Genomic DNA, 17,258 nt, shown 5'->3' on the forward strand with positions numbered 1-17,258 from the left:
CGCTGTTGTCGCTGGCCCGTCGCCGCGTCAACGTGCTGTGGGCCATGATCCGCAACGGTGAGTGCTACCACCACTCACCGCCCGTCACGGTCGCGGCTTGACAACCTCATTGGGAAGTCTCCTTCGGCTGGACGCACAAGACGGTACCGATCGGTTCCGTTTTCAAAACGGTACCGGTCGGTTCCGAATGCCGTCAAAGCCGGATACGCTGGGGCCATGCCCACCCGTGCGCGCGACCGCCTCGTCCAGGCCGCCGAGGAGCTCTTCTACGCCGAGGGCATCCGCGCGGTCGGCGTGGAACGGCTGCTCGCCGCGTCAGGTGTGGGGCGCGCGTCCTTCTACCGGCACTTCCAGGGCAAGGACGACCTCGTCGCGACCGTCCTCGGCGAGCGCGACCGCACGTGGCGGAGCGGCCTGGAGGAGGCCGTCGCCGAGCGCGGCGGACATCCCCTCGACGTCTTCGACGTGATGGCCGGACGGTTCGAGAGCGCGGACTTCCACGGCTGCTCGTTCATCAACGCGATGGCCGAGACGGCCGGGACCGACGCCGAGGTGCGGCGGCTCGCGGACGAGCACAAACGGGCGGTGGCCGCGTTCTTCGAGCGCCTCCTCGCCGGCGCGGGGCACCGCGCGAACGCCGCGGAGCTGGCGCGGCAGTTCGTCCTGCTGCTGGACGGCGCGCTCGTGACCGCGCTGCGCGAGCGGTCGGCCGCGCCCGCGCACCGGGCCAGGGCGATCGCCGAGACCCTCCTCGCCGCCGACGGAACGAAACGGCGTTTTTCCCGCTAGACGCGATCTATCACTTTGTTCACAAGGGAACGGGCTGTCCGGGGTAACGGCACACCGGTCAACTGGGTAGGTATCCGAAGATTCGGTTCGCCCGCCGGACCGGCCCATGCTTCTGCGACGCTCAGCGCCGAGCCCGGGAGGCCGTCGGGTGCGGGCGGACGCGCCCGAGCCGTCTCCTGGGAGAACACGTGATCACAAAGCTGCTCGTCGCCAACCGCGGCGAGATCGCCGTACGGGCGTTCCGCGCCGCGTACGAGCTCGGCATCTCCAGCGTCGCCGTCTACGCCCACGAGGACCGGCTGTCGCTGCACCGGCAGAAGGCCGACGAGGCGTACGAGATCGGCGAGCACGGCCACCCCGTCCGCGCCTACCTGGACGTGGACGGCATCGTGGAGACGGCGCTGCGGGTCGGCGCCGACGCGGTCTACCCCGGCTACGGGTTCCTGTCGGAGAGCCCGGAGCTGGCGGAGGCGTGCGAGCGCAACGGCATCACCTTCGTCGGCCCGCCGTCGCGGGTGCTGAGCCTGGCGGGCAACAAGATCGAGGCGGTCGCGGCGGCGCGGCGGGCGGGCCTGCCGGTGCTGCGGTCGGAGACGCCGGAGCCCGGCCGGGAGCTGGAGGCGGCCGACGAGGTCGGGTTCCCGCTGTTCGTGAAGGCGGCGGCGGGCGGCGGCGGGCGCGGGCTGCGCCGCGTCGACCACCGCGAGGAGCTGGAGGCCGCCGTCGACACGGCGCGCCGCGAGGCCGAGAGCGCGTTCGGCGACCCGACGGTCTTCCTGGAGCAGGCGGTGGACCGGCCCCGCCACATCGAGGTGCAGGTCCTCGCGGACGGTGCCGGGCACACCGTCCACCTGCGCGAACGCGACTGCTCGGTGCAGCGGCGGCACCAGAAGGTCGTGGAGATCGCGCCGGCGCCGCGGCTGGACGCGGCCGTCGCGGAGCGGCTCTGCGAGGACGCGGTGAGGTTCGCCCGCGAGATCGGCTACGTCAACGCGGGCACCGTCGAGTTCCTCGTCAACGAGCGGGGCGAGCACGTCTTCATCGAGATGAACCCGCGCATCCAGGTCGAGCACACCGTGACCGAGGAGGTCACCGGCGTCGACCTCGTGCAGGGCCAGCTGCGCATCGCGGGCGGCGAGACCCTCGACGACCTCGGCATCTCCCAGCGGGACGTGGCGGTGTCCGGGTTCGCGGTGCAGTGCCGGATCACGACCGAGGACCCGGCGAACGGGTTCCGGCCCGACACCGGCAAGATCTCCGCCTACCGGTCGCCGGGCGGCGCGGGGGTCCGGCTCGACACCGGCACGGCGCACGGCGGCGCGATCGTGTCGCCGCACTTCGACTCGCTGCTGGTGAAGCTGACGTGCCGGGGCCGGACGTTCGAGGAGGCCGTGCGGCGGGCGCGCCGGGCCGTCGCCGAGTTCCGCATCCGGGGCGTCGCGACGAACATCCCGTTCCTCCAGGCGCTGCTGGACGAGGCGGACTTCCGGGCGGGCGGCATCAGCACGTCGTACATCGCCGACCATCCCGAGCTGTTGACGGCCCGGTCGTCCGGCGACCGTGCGACGCGGCTCGTCCGCTATCTTGCGGACGTCACCGTCAACAAGCCGCACGGCGACGCGCCCACGACCCTGGACCCGGCGACCAAGCTTCCGCCGCTCCAGCTCGACGGGCCGTTCCCGGAAGGCTCGCGCGACCGCCTGCTGGCTCTCGGCCCGCGCGCGTTCGCCGAGCAGCTGCGCGCGCAGAACGCGTTGGCCGTCACCGACACCACCTTCCGGGACGCGCACCAGTCGCTGCTGGCGACGCGGGTTCGCACGTACGACCTCGTCGCCGCGGCGCCCTATCTCGGGCGCATGACTCCGCAGCTCCTATCTATAGAGGCATGGGGCGGCGCCACCTACGACGTCGCGCTCCGCTTCCTAGGGGAATCGCCTTGGGACAGGCTCGCCGCCATAAGGGAAGCGGCACCGAACCTGTGCATCCAGATGCTGTTGCGCGGCCGCAACACCGTCGGCTACACGCCGTACCCGGATTCGGTGGCGCGGGCCTTCGTCAAGGAGGCCGCCAGTACGGGCGTCGACATCTTCCGGGTGTTCGACGCTCTGAACGACGTCGAGCGCATGCGTCCCGCGATCGACGCGGTGCTCCAGACGCACGCGCTGGTGGAAGGCACGCTCTGCTACACGGGCGACCTGTCGTCCCCGGACGAGCGCATCTACACGCTCGACTACTACCTGCGCCTCGCTGAGGAGCTGGTGGAGGCGGGCGTCCACATCCTGTGCATCAAGGACATGGCCGGCCTCCTCCGCGCCCCTGCCGCGCGCACACTGGTGAGTGCTCTGCGCGAGCGTTTCGACCTGCCCGTCCACCTCCACACCCACGACACCGCGGGCGGGCAGCTCGGCACCTACATCGCGGCCATCGAAGCGGGCGTCGACGCCGTGGACGGCGCCGCCGCGCCCCTTTCCGGTACGACGAGCCAGCCGCCCCTGCAGGCGATCGTGGCCGCGACCGACTTCACCGGACGCGCCACCGGAATCGACCTCGACGCGCTCACCGTGATGGAGCCCTACTGGGAGGCGGTGCGCAAGCTGTACGCGCCGTTCGAGATGGGCCTTCCGTCGCCGACCGGACGCGTGTACCAGCACGAGATCCCCGGCGGGCAGCTGTCGAATCTGCGGCAGCAGGCCGTCGCGCTCGGCCTCGGCGACCGGTTCGAGGAGATCGAGCGCTGCTACGCCGCCGCCGACCGCATCCTCGGCCGCCTGGTGAAGGTGACCCCGTCCAGCAAGGTCGTGGGCGACCTCGCCCTGCACCTGGTCGCCGCGGGCGCCGATCCGGACGACTTCGCCGAGAACCCGGAGCGCTATGACATCCCCGACAGCGTCATCGGGTTCCTCAACGGCGAGCTCGGCGACCCGCCGGGCGGCTGGCCCGAGCCGTTCCGCACCAAGGCGCTCGCCGGACGCCAGTACACCCCCGCCCGCGCCGAACTCGACGGCGCGGAGGAGAAGGCGCTCGCCGGGGCGGAGGTGCGCGAGACCCTCGACCGCCTGCTGTTCCCGGGCCCGGCGAAGGACTACCGGGAGGCCCGCGCCGCGTACGGCGACCTGTCCGTCCTGCCCACCGGCGCGTTCCTCTACGGGCTGCGCACCGGCCACGAGGTCTCCTTCGACCTGGAACCCGGCGTGCGCGTGCTGGCCGGGCTCGAAGCGGTCGGCGCCATCGACGAGGCGGGCGTCCGCCAGGTCATCTGCACGGTGAACGGCCAGCTGCGCACGCTGTCGGTCCGCGACAAGTCGGTCGCGTCGGACGCGCCGCCGGTGGAGCGCGCCGATCCGTCCGAACCCGGCCACGTCGGCGCGCCGTTCGACGGCTCGGTCACGCTGCGCGTCGCCAAGGGCGATCAGGTCGAGGCGGGCGACGTGGTCGCGACGATCGAGGCGATGAAGATGGAGGCCGCGATCACCGCCCCGGTGGCCGGCACCGTCGCCCGGCTGGCCGTCCCCGAGGCCACCCCCGTCCAGGCCGGCGACCTCCTCCTCGTCATCGGCTGATCCCCGGACTTCAGGACTCCGGGCGGACGGCGTAGTCGCCCAGGGACGGTTCGAGGAGGCCGAAGGCGTCCTTGGCGGACTCGGTGAGGGCCGCGGCGATCTCGTCGTGGTCCTCACCGGCCAGGGTGCGGCGCAGGGTCTCCTCGAACAGGACGCGGTGGACGCCGATGAGCTGCGCCGCGACGACCCGGATCAGCACGTCGTCCTTGCTCGTCCCGGCCTCCTCCGCCAGGACGGCGGCCAGCGCGTCCTCGCGCTCCTCGTGGAACTCGCGCAGCCGCGCCACCAGCGCCGGACTTCCGGTGATCATGCGCGCGAAGCCGGCGCCGGAGAAGCCGATGACGGCGTCGTGCCGGGCCGCAGCGTCGAGGAACGCGCGGCGCAGCGCGGCCAGCGCGGACTCGCCCGGGGCGCGGCCGGCGACCGTCCGGGCGGGCTGCGCGACGAACTCCTCGTGCAGGTCGAGCGCCAGGTCCTCCTTGCGCGGGAAGTAGTTGGTGACCGTCATCTTCGCCACCTGCGCGGCGGCGGCGACGTCGGCGATGGTCACCCGGTCGAAGCCGTGCCGCAGGAACAGGCGGGTCGCCTGGTGCGAGATGGCCTGCCGCGTCTGCTGTTTCTTCAGTTCCCGCAGTCCCATGCCGGCCATCCTCTCATAGGTCGACCTAAATTTATAGTTGACACAGTTCTAGGCTCGACCTAAGTTTATGCCGCCGGGCTGCCGGGTACCGAGATCGCGTGACCCGTTCCCTCCCGGCCGGACGAGCAAAGGACACCGCCCTGAACGCCAGCACCCCCCGCGCCGCGTCCCCAGCCCGTGCCGCCGCCCGCGGCACCGCCCGGGGCGCCTCCGCACGCGGCGCGTCCGTGACCCGTGACCTCGTCGACCCGATGAAGGACTACCTCTCCCGCATCGGCCGGACCCCGCTGCTGACCGCAGAGCAGGAGGTCGAGCTGGCCAAGCGGATCGAGGCCGGGCTGTTCGCGCGTGAACGCCTGGAGACCCTCGGCGACGCCCTGTCCCCGCAGGACCGCGACGACCTCGCCTGGATCGCCGCCGACGGGCGCCGCGCCAAGGAGCACATGGTCGAGGCGAACCTGCGCCTGGTGGTGTCGCTGGCCAAGCGGTACATGGGCCACGGCCTGCCGCTCAACGACCTCGTCCAGGAGGGCAACCTCGGGCTGATCCGGGCGGTGGAGAAGTTCGAGTACCGGCGCGGCCTGAAGTTCTCCACCTACGCCGTCTGGTGGATCAAGCAGGCGATCAGCCGCGCCCTCGCCGACCAGTCCCGCACGATCCGCATCCCGGTGCACGTCGTCGAGGTGCTCAACCGGATGACCCGGGTCCGCCGCCGGATGATGCAGGAGTTCGGCCGCGAGCCCACCTCGCAGGAGCTGGCCGTCGAGCTGGACGTCACGCCGGAGAAGGTCGAGTGGCTGCGCCGCCAGGCCCGCGAGCCGCTGTCCCTGCAGACCCCGCTCGGCGAGGACGGCGACGGCGAGCTCGGCGATGTCATCGAGGACCCGGAGGGCGGCGACCCCGCCGACGTCGTCGCGACCTCGATGCTGCGCGGCAAGCTCGACGCCGTGCTGGAGACGCTCACCGAGCGCGAGGCCGGGGTCATCTCGATGCGGTTCGGTCTCGCGGGCGGCGAGCCGAAGACGCTCGAGGAGGTCGGCAAGGTCTACGGCGTCACCCGCGAGCGCATCCGGCAGATCGAGTCCAAGGGCATGCACAAGCTGCGCCACCCGTCCCGCCGGGAGACCCTCGCCGACCTGCTCGGCTGACCCTCACTCGCCCACCTGGCCGGGCTTGTCGTCGGCCCCGAGCCGCTCGACGAGCCCGTCCAGGAGGCGGCGCAGCAGCTCGGTGAGCCGCGCGCGCTCGTCCTCGTCCAGATGGTCCAGGAGCGAGTCCTCGTGGGCGAGCAGCCGGTGCACGCTGTCCTCGATCAGCCGGTTCCCGGTGTCGCTCAGCCGCACCGACGAGGTGCGCCCCCGCGGTCCGCGCACGGTCTCCACCAGCCTCGCCCGCTCCGCCCGCGCGACCCGCTGCGTGATCGCGCCGGCCGTCAGCAGCGACGCCTCGCGCAGCTCGCCGGGCGTCATCGCGTACGGCGGCCCGTGCCGGCGCAGCGTGGACAGCAGGTCGAGGGTGGCGGTGTCGATGCCGAGCCGCGCCAGCGTGCGGCGCCGCTCGTCGCCGAGCAGCTTCGCCGCCCGCCACACCCGCGTGATGATCCCGATGGAGCCGACCGGCATGCCCGGACGCTCCCGTGCCCACGCCTCCGCGATCGCGTCGACCGGGTCCGGCTGTTTGCGCTCGTCGTCCACGCCGCCTAGTTTAGGACGAAGTTTAGACCTAAACAAAGGAGGTTCCGATGACGCGCAACGCAGTGGTGACCGGCGGCGGGACCGGCATCGGCCGGGCCGTCGCGGCGGCCCTCGCGGCCGACGGCCTGGACGTGGTGATCACCGGGCGGCGCGAGAAGGTGCTCGCCGAGGCCGCCGCGGACCTCGGCCCCCGCGTCCGGCCCGTGGTCTTCGACGCGACCGACCCCGAAGGGATCGAGGCCGCGCTCCCCGAACTCCCCGAGAGCGTCGACGTCCTGGTCAACAACGCCGGCGGCAACACCGACACCGGGCGACCCGCGCCCACCGGCCTCGCCGCCGTCCGCGACGCCTGGCTCGCCAACCTCGAGACCAACCTGGTCAGTGCCGTCCTCGTCACGACGGCGCTGGAACCGCGGCTCGCGCGCGACGGACGCGTGATCAGCCTCGGCTCGATCGCCGGCGGCCGCGGCGGCGGATCCTACGGGGCGGCGAAGGCCGGCATGCGGGTCTGGAACGCCGAACTGGCCGTCAAGCTCGGCGAACGCGGCATCACCGCCAACCTGATCGCCCCCGGCCTGATCGAGGACACCGAGTTCTTCGGCGACCAGCTCACCGGTGAGCGGCGCGCCATGCTGATCGGGCAGACCGCCACCAAGCGCGCCGGGACCCCCGCGGACGTCGCCGCGCTCGCCTCGTTCCTCGCCTCACCGGGCGCCGGCCACATCACCGGACAGGTCGTCCACCTCAACGGCGGCGCCTATATCGGAGCCTGACTCCGGAATGTCGGTGGCGTGGCCTACCGTGCCGGGGCATGACGAGCACCGCGTGGCACGAGGTCGCCGCGCTCATCGACGCCCAGAAGGCGGAGGCGGTGGCCGACGCCGTCCTCGCCCTGGACGCGGCCGGGCGCCGCGAGGTCGCCGGGCACCGACGGGAACTGGAACTGGACGTACTGGCGCGAGGCGCTCGAGCACGCGGCGGAGGCGGGCGCGTTCGCGCAGGTATGGGACGTGATCGCCGCCGCCCTGCCCGTCCTGCACCCGGAGCCGGGGCGGCGGCCGCTGTTCGCCCACGACCGGCTCATCGCGCTCGGCACCAGGACGGCGCGCTGGGCGAAGGCGACCGGGCCCATCCCGAGATCGACGAACTCGCCGCGCGGAGGGGGGCGTCGAACCTCGTCCGCGAGGCCGGTGTGCTTGCCGCGCAGCTGCGTTAACGCGGGTCCGCGGCGGGGCGGGGGACCAGGTCGGCGGGGTCGGTGTTGGCGCCGCAGAGCACGACGACGACGCGTTCGTCGGGTGCGGGACGGTAGGCGCCGGTGCGGAGGGCCGCGACGGCGGTGGCGGCGCCGTGCTCGACGACCTGCCGGTACTCCTCCCACACGAAGCGGCGGGCCTCGATGATCGCGTCGTCGGTGACCAGGGTCGGGACGACCCCGGTGCGGGTGGCGACCGCGTGGGCGATGTCGCCGAGGCGGGTGGCGCCGAGGGAGTCGGCGGCGACGCCGGAGACCGGGACGTCCACCGGACGGCCCGCGCCCAGCGCCCGTTCGAGGGTCGGGATGGTCTCCGGTTCGACGCCGACCACGCGGGCGCGGCCTTCGAGGGCGGCGGCGACGCCCGCCATCAGCCCGCCGCCGCCGACGGCGAGCAGGACGGTGTCGACGGCGCCGCCGGTCTGGTCGAGGATCTCCAGGCCGAGGGTGCCCTGGCCGGCGCAGACGTCCGGCTGGTCGTAGGCGTGGCAGAACAGGGCGCCGGTGTCGGCGGCGCGCTTGGTGGCGGCGTCCTGGGCCTCGGCGTAGCGGGTGCCGACCTGGACGACGGCGGCGCCGAGCGCGCGCAGCCGCGCGACCTTCACCGCCGGGGCCGTCTCGGGGACGAACACCTCGGCGGGCACGCCGACCTGCGCGGCGGCGTAGGCGAAGGCGAGGCCCGCGTTGCCGCCGGACGCCGCGACGACGCCCGTGGCCGGGAGCCGCCCCTCGGCGCGGGCGGCGAGGATGCGGTTGAACGCGCCGCGCGCCTTGAACGACCCGGTGTGCTGCGCGTGTTCCAGTTTCAGCCACATCCGCGCGGCGGGGGCGAGCGGCGCCGGGTCGATCGCGAGGAGCGGCGTCTCGCGGACGCGCCCGGCGACGCGTCCGGCGGCGGCCCGGACGTCCGGAAGCTCGATCACGGGAGGCTCCTCTCCGCGGACGCGGCGTCCGCACCTGCAATCAGTACCATCCCGGGCAAATGCTCCTGGCGTTCGGCGCGATCCGTGGGGTACCGGTCGCGCCCGGATCGCTAGCCGCGCTAACTAGCCGGGCGTCAAGTAAGTTGCCGCGATACGGTGGGGACCAGCAGGACCGCCGAGGAGGGCACACCGTGGGCAAGCCGCAGACGCGCCGCAAGGACACCAGGCAGCGCATCCTGGACATCGCGCTGGAGCTCTTCCTCGAACGCGGCTACGACCAGACCTCGCTGCGGGAGATCGCCGAGCGGCTCGACGTGACCAAGGCCGCGCTCTACTACCACTTCCGCACCAAGGAGGACATCCTCGACGCCCTCGTCGGCGGCATCGGCGAGCGGCTCGACGAGCTGATCGCCTGGGCCCGCGACCAGCCCGCGACGCTGGAGACCAGGCGGGAGCTGCTGCGCCGCCTGAACGAGGCGCTGGAGGAATGGGCCCCGGTGTTCCAGTTCCTCCAGGAGAACCAGGCGGCGCTGCGCGGCCGGGCCGGGCCCAAGACCTTCCGCGACCGCATGCAGAAACTCGGCACGCTGCTCACCGATCCGGAGAGTCCCGTCCTGGACCGCGTCCGCTCCCTCAGCGCGCTGTTCACCGTCTACTTCGGCACCTTCGCGATCTCGTCCATGGACGGGACGCCGGAGGAGAAGCGCGCCGCCCTGCTGCAGGTCGCCTGGGAGCAGATCGACGCCGCCCACGCCGCCGGATCCCGCCCCTAGCCGCCCGTCTTCGCGGTGACCGCTCCGTCAGCGGACGGTGCGGGCGCGGTCAGCGAACGAGGCCAATCTCCTGAGTGACGCGGGAAACACCCCCCGCCGACTGACGAGGAGTCACTCATGGAGAACACCAAGGTCCTCATCTCCGGTGCCAGCATCGGCGGGCCCGCCCTGGCCTACTGGCTGGACCGCTACGGGTTCGACGTCACGATCGTCGAGGTCACGGACGGGCTGCGGGCCGGCGGGCAGGCGATCGACGTGCGCGGCCCGGCGCTGGAGGTGGCCGAGCGGATGGGGATCCTGGACCGGATCCGCGAGCAGCGCGTCCAGATGCGCGGGATGTCGATGGTCGACGCCGACGGCAACGAGCTGTACCGCAGCGAGGAGCACACCATCACCTCCGGCGACCTGAACAGCGCGGACATCGAGATCCTCCGCGACGACCTGTCCCGCATCATCGCCGACGCGGCGGGCGAAGGCGTCGAGTACCTGTTCGGCGATTCGATCGCGGCGCTGGAGCAGGACGACGACGGCGTCCACGTGACGTTCCGCAGCGGCACCACCCGCACGTTCGACCTGGTCGTCGGCGCGGACGGCGCGCACTCCAACACGCGGCGGCTCGTCTTCGGGCCGGAGGAGCAGTTCATCTCCCACCTCGGCACCTACCTCGCCGTGTGGACGGCGCCGAACTTCCTCGGCCTGGACCGCTGGCAGGTGTTCCACCAGATGCCGGGCAGCGCGTGGGGCGGCGGCGTCATGAGCGTCCGCGACAACGAGGAGGTCCGCGTCTACCTCGGCTTCGAGTCCGAGCAGCCGATCGCCTACGACTACCGCGACTCCGCCGCGCAGAAGAAGATCCTCGCGGACGCGCTGGCGGGCGGCGGCTGGGAGCTGCCGCGGCTGCTGGACGCGATGTGGGACGCCCCGGACTTCCACTTCGACTCGATGGCGCAGATCCACATGGACTCCTGGTCGAAGGGCCGGATCGTCCTGCTCGGCGACGCCGGATACTGCGGGTCGCCGCTGTCGGGGCAGGGCACCAGCATGGCGATGGTCGGCGCGTACGTCCTGGCCGGCGAGCTGAAGGCGGCCGGCGGCGACCACCGCGCGGCGTTCGCGGGCTACGAGCGCGAGCTGCGCGGGTACGTCGCGGCGAACCAGGAGCTGGCGCTGACGAACAAGGCGCGGGTGGACGCCCAGCGCGACGCGCAGATGGGCGTGGAGACCGAGGTCGTCGACTTCCAGGACTTCGGCGAGATCGTCAACTCGTTCACGGTGCGGGACTACTGAGCGCCGTCCAGGGCGGCGGCCCGGTCGAGGAGGACACGGCGTTCGGGCGCGTTGCGGGTGAGCTCCGCGGCGCGCTCGAACTCCTTTCTGGCCTCGGCGCCGCGGCCGAGCCGGGCGAGCAGGTCGCCGCGGACGCCGGGCAGCAGCGGGTAGCCGCGCAGCGCCGGTTCGGCGGCGATGGCGTCGACGAGCGCGAGCCCCCGTTCGGGACCGTCCGCCATCCCGACGGCGACGGCCCGGTTCAGCTCCACGATGGGCGACGGCGCGACCCGTGCGAGGATCCCGTACAGCGACGCGATCTGCGCCCAGTCGGTGTCCTCGGCGGACGCGGCCTGCGCATGGCAGGCGGCGATCGCGGCCTGCAGGACGTACGGGCCGGGCGGCGCGCCGATCTCGCGGGCGCGCAGCAGCGCGGCGAAACCGCGGTGGATGAGCAGCCGGTCCCAGCGGGCGCGGTCCTGCTCGTGCAGCGGGACGGGCTCGCCGGACGGCCCGGTGCGGGCCCGCGTCCGGGACGCCTGGATCTCCATCAGGGCCACGAGCCCGTGCACCTCGGGTTCGCCGGGAGCCAGGCCCGCGAGGATCCGGCCGAGGCGCAGCGCCTCCAGGCACAGGTCCGCGCGGACCCAGTCGGCGCCGCCGCTGGCCGCGTACCCCTCGTTGAAGATCAGGTAGAGGACCTCCAGGACCGACGCGAGCCGCGCGGCCCGGTCGGGGCCCTCGGGCACCTCGAACGGGACGCCGGCCTCCGACAGCGTCCGCTTGGCCCGGACGATCCGCTGCGCGACCGTCGGCTCGGAGGTCAGGAACGCGCGGGCGATCTCCTCGGTGGTCAGCCCGCCGAGCATCCGCAGCGTCAGCGCCACCCGGGCCTGCGTGGACAGCACCGGATGGCACGCGGTGAAGATGAGCCGGAGCACGTCGTCCTCGATGTGCTCGTCGTCGGCGGCGAGGTCGAACTCCGGCGGCGCGTCCGCCGCCTCCGGCTCCAGGCCGTGGCCGATCTCCTCGAGCTTGCTCTCCAGGCGCTGCTGCCGGCGGATGCGGTCGATGGCGCGGCGCTTGCCGACCGCCATGAGCCAGGCGCCCGGGTTGTCCGGGACGCCCGACTCCGGCCACTGCTCGAGCGCGGCGACCAGCGCGTCCTGCGCCAGCTCCTCGGCGAGGCCGACGTCGCGCACCAGCCGGGCCAGCCCGGCGATGATGCGGGCGGACTCCAGCCGCCAGACCGCGTCGATGCTCGCGTGCACGCCGCCCGGGCGATCCGCGGGCGGCGCGGGCGGGCGATCCGCGTGCGGCGCGGGCGGGCCGTCCGGGACGGCGGAAGGTGTCACGGTGCCGATGACAGCACCCGCGCCGACCGCCGCGCAACCCCGGCGCCCGCGCCGCCGCGCGGGTCACGTGCCCGCGCCGCCGCGCGGGTCACGCGCTCACGCGCCGGGGGCGTCCTCGGGGCCGAAGACCTGCTTGATCACGCCCTCGCCGTCGCCGACGATCTGGAAGAACCGCTTGGACAGCTCGATCGCCTCCTCCCGGGTGCGCACCTCGACCAGCGCGAAGCCGACGACGGTCTCCTTGGCCTCGGCGAACGGGCCGTCGGTCACGGAGACCTTGCCGCCGGAGGCGGAGATGTGCGTGCCGCCCGGCTCCAGGCCGCCGGTCGCCAGCAGCACGCCCGCCTTGGCCATCTCGGCGATGAACGCGCCCATCTCGGCCTGCGTCTTCTCGTCCGGCGGCGGGCCCTGCTGCTCGGCGTTGTCGGTGGTCATCATCATGAACCGCATCGTCGTCTCCTCTGTCCTGCCGCGGGCCGGTCCTTCCGGGCCCTTCACCAACGCGTCGACCGGGCGCGGGCCGGATCGACATCCGCCGCGACTTTTTTCGGGCTTTTCTCGCGGGCTCGTATCGTGCCAGGTCACCGCGGGTCGGCGCCGGATGAAGCGACACAGGACGGCTGAGAATCCCACGAAACGGTCCGTCACGGTGCATTGGGCAACCGCGCCGCCGACGGGTAACTTCTCTCCGTAGGCACGTCGCCGTGCGCCGGAGGAGGCGTCCGTGGGAGACCCGAAGCGAGAACCGGACCCGCCGCCGGCGCCCGAGATCGACACGTCCGTCCCGCAGTCCGCCCGCATCTGGAACTACTGGCTGGGCGGCAAGGACAACTACCCGGTGGACCGCGCCGCGGGCGACCAGTTCGTCGCCGTCTACCCGCAGATCGTGGACGTCGCCAAGCACTCGCGGGCCTTCCTCGCCCGCGCCGTCCGGTACCTGGCGGGCGAGGCCGGGATCCGGCAGTTCCTCGACATCGGCACCGGGCTGCCGACCGTCGACAACACCCACGAGGTGGCGCAGCGCGTGGCGCCGCGCTCGCACATCGTCTACGTCGACAACGACCCGCTCGTCCTCGCGCACGCCCGCGCGCTGCTGACCAGCGCACCCGAGGGGGCCACCGACTACATCGACGCCGACCTGCGCGACCCCGAGCGCATCGTCGACGAGGCGTCCCGCACGCTCGACTTCGACCGGCCGATCGCGCTGATGCTGCTGAACATCCTCGGCCACGTCGCCGAGCATCGGGAGGCGTGCGCGATCGTCGGCCGGCTGATGGACGCGCTGCCCGCCGGCAGCCACCTCGCGGTCGCCGACGGCACCGACGTCATCACCGGCGAGGCGTTCCGCAGCGCGATCGAGATGTGGAACCAGGCCAGCCCCGCCGCCTACCACCTGCGGACCCCGGAGATGATCGCCGGCTACTTCGAGGGGCTGGAGCTGCTGGAGCCCGGCGTCGTGTCGGTGTCGCGGTGGCGGTCCGAGCCCGGCCCGTTCGGCGAGCCGCCGGAGGTCGACGAGTTCTGCGCCGTCGGGCGCAAGGCGTCATGAGCGTCCCGCATCCGGGCGAGGCGCCCGCGAGCGGCTCCGGCGCGGCGCTCGGCGCGGCCGCGTCCGGGCCGACCGTGCTGCGGATGGTCGTCGGCGCGCAGCTGCGCCGGCTGCGCGAGGCCGCCGAGATCTCCACCGAGGCCGCCGGGTACGAGATCCGCGGCTCCCACTCCAAGATCAGCCGGATGGAGCTGGGCCGCGTGGGGTTCAAGGAGCGCGACGTCGCCGACCTGCTCACCCTCTACGGGGTGGACGACCCGGCCCGCCGCGAGGCGCTGCTGGAGCTGGCCGAGCAGGCGAACCGGCCGGGCTGGTGGCAGCGGTACGCCGACCTCGTGCCCGGCTGGTTCGAGCCGTACCTCGGGCTGGAGCAGGGCGCGGTGCTGGTCCGGGTGTTCGAGGTGCAGAACGTCCCGGACCTGCTCCAGACCGATGACTACGCCCGCGCGCTCCTCGCCGCCCGCCATCCCGACGCCGGCCGCGACGAGATCGAGCGCCGTGTCGAGCTGCAGATGCGCCGCCGCGAGGTGCTGCACCGGCCCGAGCCGGTGAAGCTGTGGGCGGTGCTGGACGAGGCGGCGCTGCGCCGCGCCGTCGGCGGCCCCGAGGTCCTGCGCGCGCAGCTGCGGCACCTGATCGAGATGGCGCGGCTGCCGAACGTCACCGTCCAGGTGCTGCCGTTCGCCATCGGCGGGCACGCCGGCGAGAGCGGCCCGCTCACGCTGCTCCGCTTCGCCGAACCTGAGCTGCCGGACGTGGTGTACCTGGAGCAGCTCGCCGGCGCGACGTACCCGGACCGCCCGTCCGACGTCACCCGCTACCGCGACGTCCTCAACCGCCTAGGCGTCCAAGCCGAACCCCCGGCCCGCACCCCCACCTTCATAGAGACCGTCCTAGCCACCCTCTAACCCCACCCCGGGCCGGTCAGGCGTCGCCGTCGTCCGGCATGCGCAGGACGTAGACGCCGCGCCCCGGTATCCCGCGCAGGACGCCGCTCTCCCTGAGACCCCTGATCACTTCGGCGATCGTCCGCTCGCTGACGTCGCACTCGCGGGCGAGCTCGCGGGCGGTCGGGATCTTCGACCCGACCGCGTAGGTGCCGTCGGCGATCCGCCGCGTGATCAGCGATGTGATCTGCTCCCGCAGCGGACGCGGATCGGAGAGGCCCACCATGCACACCGGTCACTGTTCTGACGTTGAGTTGCGGCGAGTCGTTGTTATCCGGCCGCCCATAACAACGACTCGCCGCAACTCAACGCGCGGGTGGGGGGTCGATGAGGAGGGTGGGGCCTATGAGGGCCGCCACCTGCTCGTAGGCGTCGGCGTGGTCGGTTAGGGTCCAGGCGGGCCAGAGGGCGGGGAGGCGGCGAAGGTCCAGGCGGAGGTCGGTCGCCCACCAGTGGGCGCGGCGGGCGGGCGCGTCCACGTAGAGGCCGTTCCAGGGGACGCCTTCGAGGACGGCCGTGTCCGTTGCCTGGTCTTGGGGAACGAGGAGGGCGTCCGGGCCGGCGAGGAGTGCGGCGTCCGGGGTGCGGATCCAGGTGGAGGCCAGGGAGAGGCGGCCCTCGTCGTTTCGGACGGCTATGAGCGTCTCGGGCATTTCGGTGAGGTCGTCGTCGTTCGGAGGGTCGGCCCATTGCTCGGGCAGGGGCCGCGGCGGGTCGTCCAGGTAGCGGACGGTGTCGTACGGCAGGCCGAGGTAGTCCATGACCTCGTGCAGGCCGCGCGCGGCCCAGCGGACGTCCCAGCCCGGCCATAACGCGCGGACGATCCGCAGCCACGCGCGGATCTCGGGGACGGACGGGGCGCACACCTCGTCGGCGATCTGGACGAGCAGGCGCCGGCGCCGCAGGTCGAGCAGGAGGACGGCCCGCCACCACACCGAGTTCATCCAGAAGTCCGGAGTGCCGCCCTTCTGGGCGCGGACGAACTCGAGGGTGCGATCGGGCCCCGACAGCAGGTCGGTCTGGAGGGTCCTCGCGCCGCGGTGGCGGGACCAGACGCGGTGCCCGTCCCGGTCGACGATGACGTAGTGGGCGTGGCCTCCGCTCATCGGCACACCATATGTCGGGGCAGGTGGGGGTGTCGGCGATAGTGGGAGGCATGCCGACTTCGTTCACCGGGCCGGGGTACGCCTGTACCGATCACGTCCTGGACGTTCCGCTCGACCACGCCGACCCGTCGGGGCCGGCGATCCAGGTCTACGCGCGCGAGGTGGTCGCGCCCGGCAGGCGGGACGACGATCTGCCGTGGCTGCTCTACCTCCAGGGCGGGCCGGGGAACAAGGCGCCGCGGCCGGGGGCGATGCCCGCCGCGTGGCTGGAGCGGGCGCTGCGGGAGTACCGGGTGCTGCTGCTCGACCAGCGCGGCACCGGGCGCAGCACGCCCGCGAACCGGCAGACGCTGCCCGCCGACCCGAAGGCCGCCGCCGGATACCTGGGGCATTTCCGCGCCGACTCGATCGTGCGGGACGCCGAGTTGCTGCGCCGCCATCTGGCCGGCGACCGTCCGTGGAGCGTTCTCGGGCAGAGCTTCGGCGGGTTCTGCGCGGTGACGTACCTGTCGATCGCGCCGGAGGGGCTGAGTGAGGTGTTCATCACCGGCGGCCTGCCGAGCCTGACGGGGACGCCCGACGACTGGTACCGCGCCGCGTACCCGCGGATCGCGGCGGCCAACGAGCGGTATTTCGCGCGCTATCCCGAGGACGAGGATGTCGCCGCGCGCATCGCAGCGCACTTGGACGACAACGACGAGCGGCTGCCGGGTGGGGAGCGGCTGACCGCGCGCCGGTTCCAGACGGTCGGCATCGGGCTCGGCCACTCCGTGCAGTTCGACAACCTGCACTACCTGCTGGAGGAGGCGTTCGTCGCAGGTGGGCGGCTGTCCGACACGTTCCTGCGGGGCGTCGACGGCATCGTCTCGTTCGCCGCGCAGCCGCTGTACGCGCTCGTCCACGAGTCGTGCGTCAGCAACGGGACGGCGTCGAACTGGGCGGCGGCGCGGGTGCTCGCGGAGTTCCCCGAGTTCGAGCCGCGGGCGAGACCGTTCCGTTTCCTCGGCGAGACCATCCTGCCGTTCCTGTTCGAGGAGGACCCGGCGCTGGCGCCGCTGCGGGAGTGCGCCGACCTGGTGGCGGCGCACGAGTGGCCCGCGCTGTACGACGCGGACCGGCTGGCGTCCACGACCGTGCCGGTGGCGGCGGCCGTCTACTACGACGACATGTACGTGGACCGCGAGATGTCGATGGCGACGGCCGCGGTGATCCCCGGCATCCGGACGTGGGTGACCAGCGAGTACGCGCACAACGGGCTGTCGGCGGACGCGCACGTCCTGGACCGCCTCATCGCGCTGCGCCGCGGCGAGGGCTGAGCGGCGGCCGATCCTGTCGTGATCATGGTCAAGTATCGGAAATATTGCGATCAGTAAAAGAAAGTCACCAGGTCTTGTTGTCCCG

16 protein-coding genes and 1 pseudogene are annotated in these 17,258 nt (G+C 72.9%); 9 read left to right on the forward strand and 8 right to left on the reverse strand.

Features of this window, described 5'->3' with window-relative positions; genetic code table 11:
• The first annotated feature begins 216 nt into the window (after nt 1-216).
• Together QP089_RS13945 and QP089_RS13950 are read left to right on the forward strand one after the other, a co-directional pair.
• Nucleotides 217-789 (forward strand): TetR/AcrR family transcriptional regulator, encoded by a 573-nt coding sequence (locus tag QP089_RS13945; RefSeq protein WP_285911994.1) that lies wholly within the window; start codon nt 217-219, stop codon nt 787-789.
• 188 nt (nt 790-977) lie between these two features.
• A complete protein-coding gene (locus QP089_RS13950) occupies nt 978-4,349 on the forward strand; it encodes a pyruvate carboxylase (RefSeq protein ID WP_285911995.1) in 3,372 nt (1,123 codons plus the stop codon).
• A gap of 10 nt (nt 4,350-4,359) precedes the next feature.
• Here QP089_RS13950 and QP089_RS13955 read toward each other — a convergent pair whose 3' ends face one another.
• Complete coding sequence (locus tag QP089_RS13955) at nt 4,360-4,989, reverse strand: TetR/AcrR family transcriptional regulator (protein ID WP_285911996.1); 630 nt, start codon at nt 4,987-4,989, stop codon at nt 4,360-4,362.
• 182 nt (nt 4,990-5,171) lie between these two features.
• Between QP089_RS13955 and QP089_RS13960 the strand changes: the two are divergent.
• Nucleotides 5,172-6,137, forward strand: a pseudogene (locus tag QP089_RS13960) (RNA polymerase sigma factor); the annotation flags it as partial.
• Nucleotides 6,138-6,140: 3 nt separating this feature from the next.
• Here QP089_RS13960 and QP089_RS13965 read toward each other — a convergent pair.
• Nucleotides 6,141-6,683, reverse strand: a complete 543-nt coding sequence (locus QP089_RS13965; protein ID WP_285911997.1) for a MarR family winged helix-turn-helix transcriptional regulator — start codon at nt 6,681-6,683, stop codon at nt 6,141-6,143.
• A gap of 47 nt (nt 6,684-6,730) precedes the next feature.
• On the opposite strand from QP089_RS13965, the gene QP089_RS13970 reads away from it, so the two are divergent.
• Nucleotides 6,731-7,456, forward strand: coding sequence for an SDR family oxidoreductase (locus QP089_RS13970; protein WP_285911998.1), 726 nt, complete (start codon nt 6,731-6,733; stop codon nt 7,454-7,456).
• Nucleotides 7,457-7,479: 23 nt separating this feature from the next.
• On the opposite strand, the gene QP089_RS13975 is transcribed toward QP089_RS13970, so the two are convergent.
• On the reverse strand, nt 7,480-7,815 hold the full coding sequence (locus QP089_RS13975) for a hypothetical protein (RefSeq protein ID WP_285911999.1): 336 nt from the start codon (nt 7,813-7,815) through the stop codon (nt 7,480-7,482).
• 80 nt (nt 7,816-7,895) lie between these two features.
• Nucleotides 7,896-8,861, reverse strand: a complete 966-nt coding sequence (locus QP089_RS13980) for a threonine/serine dehydratase (protein WP_285912000.1) — start codon at nt 8,859-8,861, stop codon at nt 7,896-7,898.
• Nucleotides 8,862-9,052: 191 nt separating this feature from the next.
• On the opposite strand from QP089_RS13980, the gene QP089_RS13985 reads away from it, so the two are divergent.
• Both QP089_RS13985 and QP089_RS13990 read left to right on the forward strand, forming a co-directional pair.
• The gene (locus QP089_RS13985) at nt 9,053-9,634 is read left to right on the forward strand and encodes a TetR/AcrR family transcriptional regulator (protein WP_285912001.1); all 582 of its coding nucleotides are present in this window, start codon (nt 9,053-9,055) and stop codon (nt 9,632-9,634) included.
• A 117-nt stretch (nt 9,635-9,751) separates the two neighbouring features.
• Nucleotides 9,752-10,921: an FAD-dependent monooxygenase gene (locus tag QP089_RS13990; protein ID WP_285912002.1), complete on the forward strand. Its 1,170-nt coding sequence runs from the start codon at nt 9,752-9,754 to the stop codon at nt 10,919-10,921.
• On the opposite strand, the gene QP089_RS13995 is transcribed toward QP089_RS13990, so the two are convergent.
• Nucleotides 10,915-12,171: an RNA polymerase sigma factor gene (locus tag QP089_RS13995; protein ID WP_285912388.1), complete on the reverse strand. Its 1,257-nt coding sequence runs from the start codon at nt 12,169-12,171 to the stop codon at nt 10,915-10,917. The genes QP089_RS13990 and QP089_RS13995 overlap by 7 nt on opposite strands.
• 180 nt (nt 12,172-12,351) lie before the next feature.
• Nucleotides 12,352-12,705 carry a YciI family protein gene (locus QP089_RS14000; protein WP_285912003.1) on the reverse strand — a complete coding sequence of 118 codons (354 nt, stop codon included), beginning with the start codon at nt 12,703-12,705 and terminating at the stop codon, nt 12,352-12,354.
• Between the two features lie 274 nt (nt 12,706-12,979).
• On the opposite strand from QP089_RS14000, the gene QP089_RS14005 reads away from it, so the two are divergent.
• Nucleotides 12,980-13,804 (forward strand): SAM-dependent methyltransferase, encoded by an 825-nt coding sequence (locus QP089_RS14005; RefSeq protein WP_285912004.1) that lies wholly within the window; start codon nt 12,980-12,982, stop codon nt 13,802-13,804.
• Complete coding sequence (locus tag QP089_RS14010) at nt 13,801-14,712, forward strand: Sco1979 family transcriptional regulator (RefSeq protein WP_285912005.1); 912 nt, start codon at nt 13,801-13,803, stop codon at nt 14,710-14,712. Before QP089_RS14005 ends, QP089_RS14010 begins: the two co-directional genes overlap by 4 nt.
• Before the next feature lie 16 nt (nt 14,713-14,728).
• On the opposite strand, the gene QP089_RS14015 is transcribed toward QP089_RS14010, so the two are convergent.
• Together QP089_RS14015 and QP089_RS14020 are read right to left on the reverse strand one after the other, a co-directional pair.
• Nucleotides 14,729-14,977: a GntR family transcriptional regulator gene (locus tag QP089_RS14015; RefSeq protein ID WP_285912006.1), complete on the reverse strand. Its 249-nt coding sequence runs from the start codon at nt 14,975-14,977 to the stop codon at nt 14,729-14,731.
• 79 nt (nt 14,978-15,056) lie between these two features.
• Nucleotides 15,057-15,857 carry a hypothetical protein gene (locus QP089_RS14020; protein ID WP_285912007.1) on the reverse strand — a complete coding sequence of 267 codons (801 nt, stop codon included), beginning with the start codon at nt 15,855-15,857 and terminating at the stop codon, nt 15,057-15,059.
• 50 nt (nt 15,858-15,907) lie between these two features.
• Between QP089_RS14020 and QP089_RS14025 the strand changes: the two genes are divergently transcribed.
• Complete coding sequence (locus QP089_RS14025) at nt 15,908-17,173, forward strand: alpha/beta fold hydrolase (protein ID WP_285912008.1); 1,266 nt, start codon at nt 15,908-15,910, stop codon at nt 17,171-17,173.
• Nucleotides 17,174-17,258 lie beyond the last annotated feature (85 nt).

The organism is Actinomadura opuntiae (assembly GCF_030283205.1).
GTDB lineage: Bacteria > Actinomycetota > Actinomycetes > Streptosporangiales > Streptosporangiaceae > Spirillospora.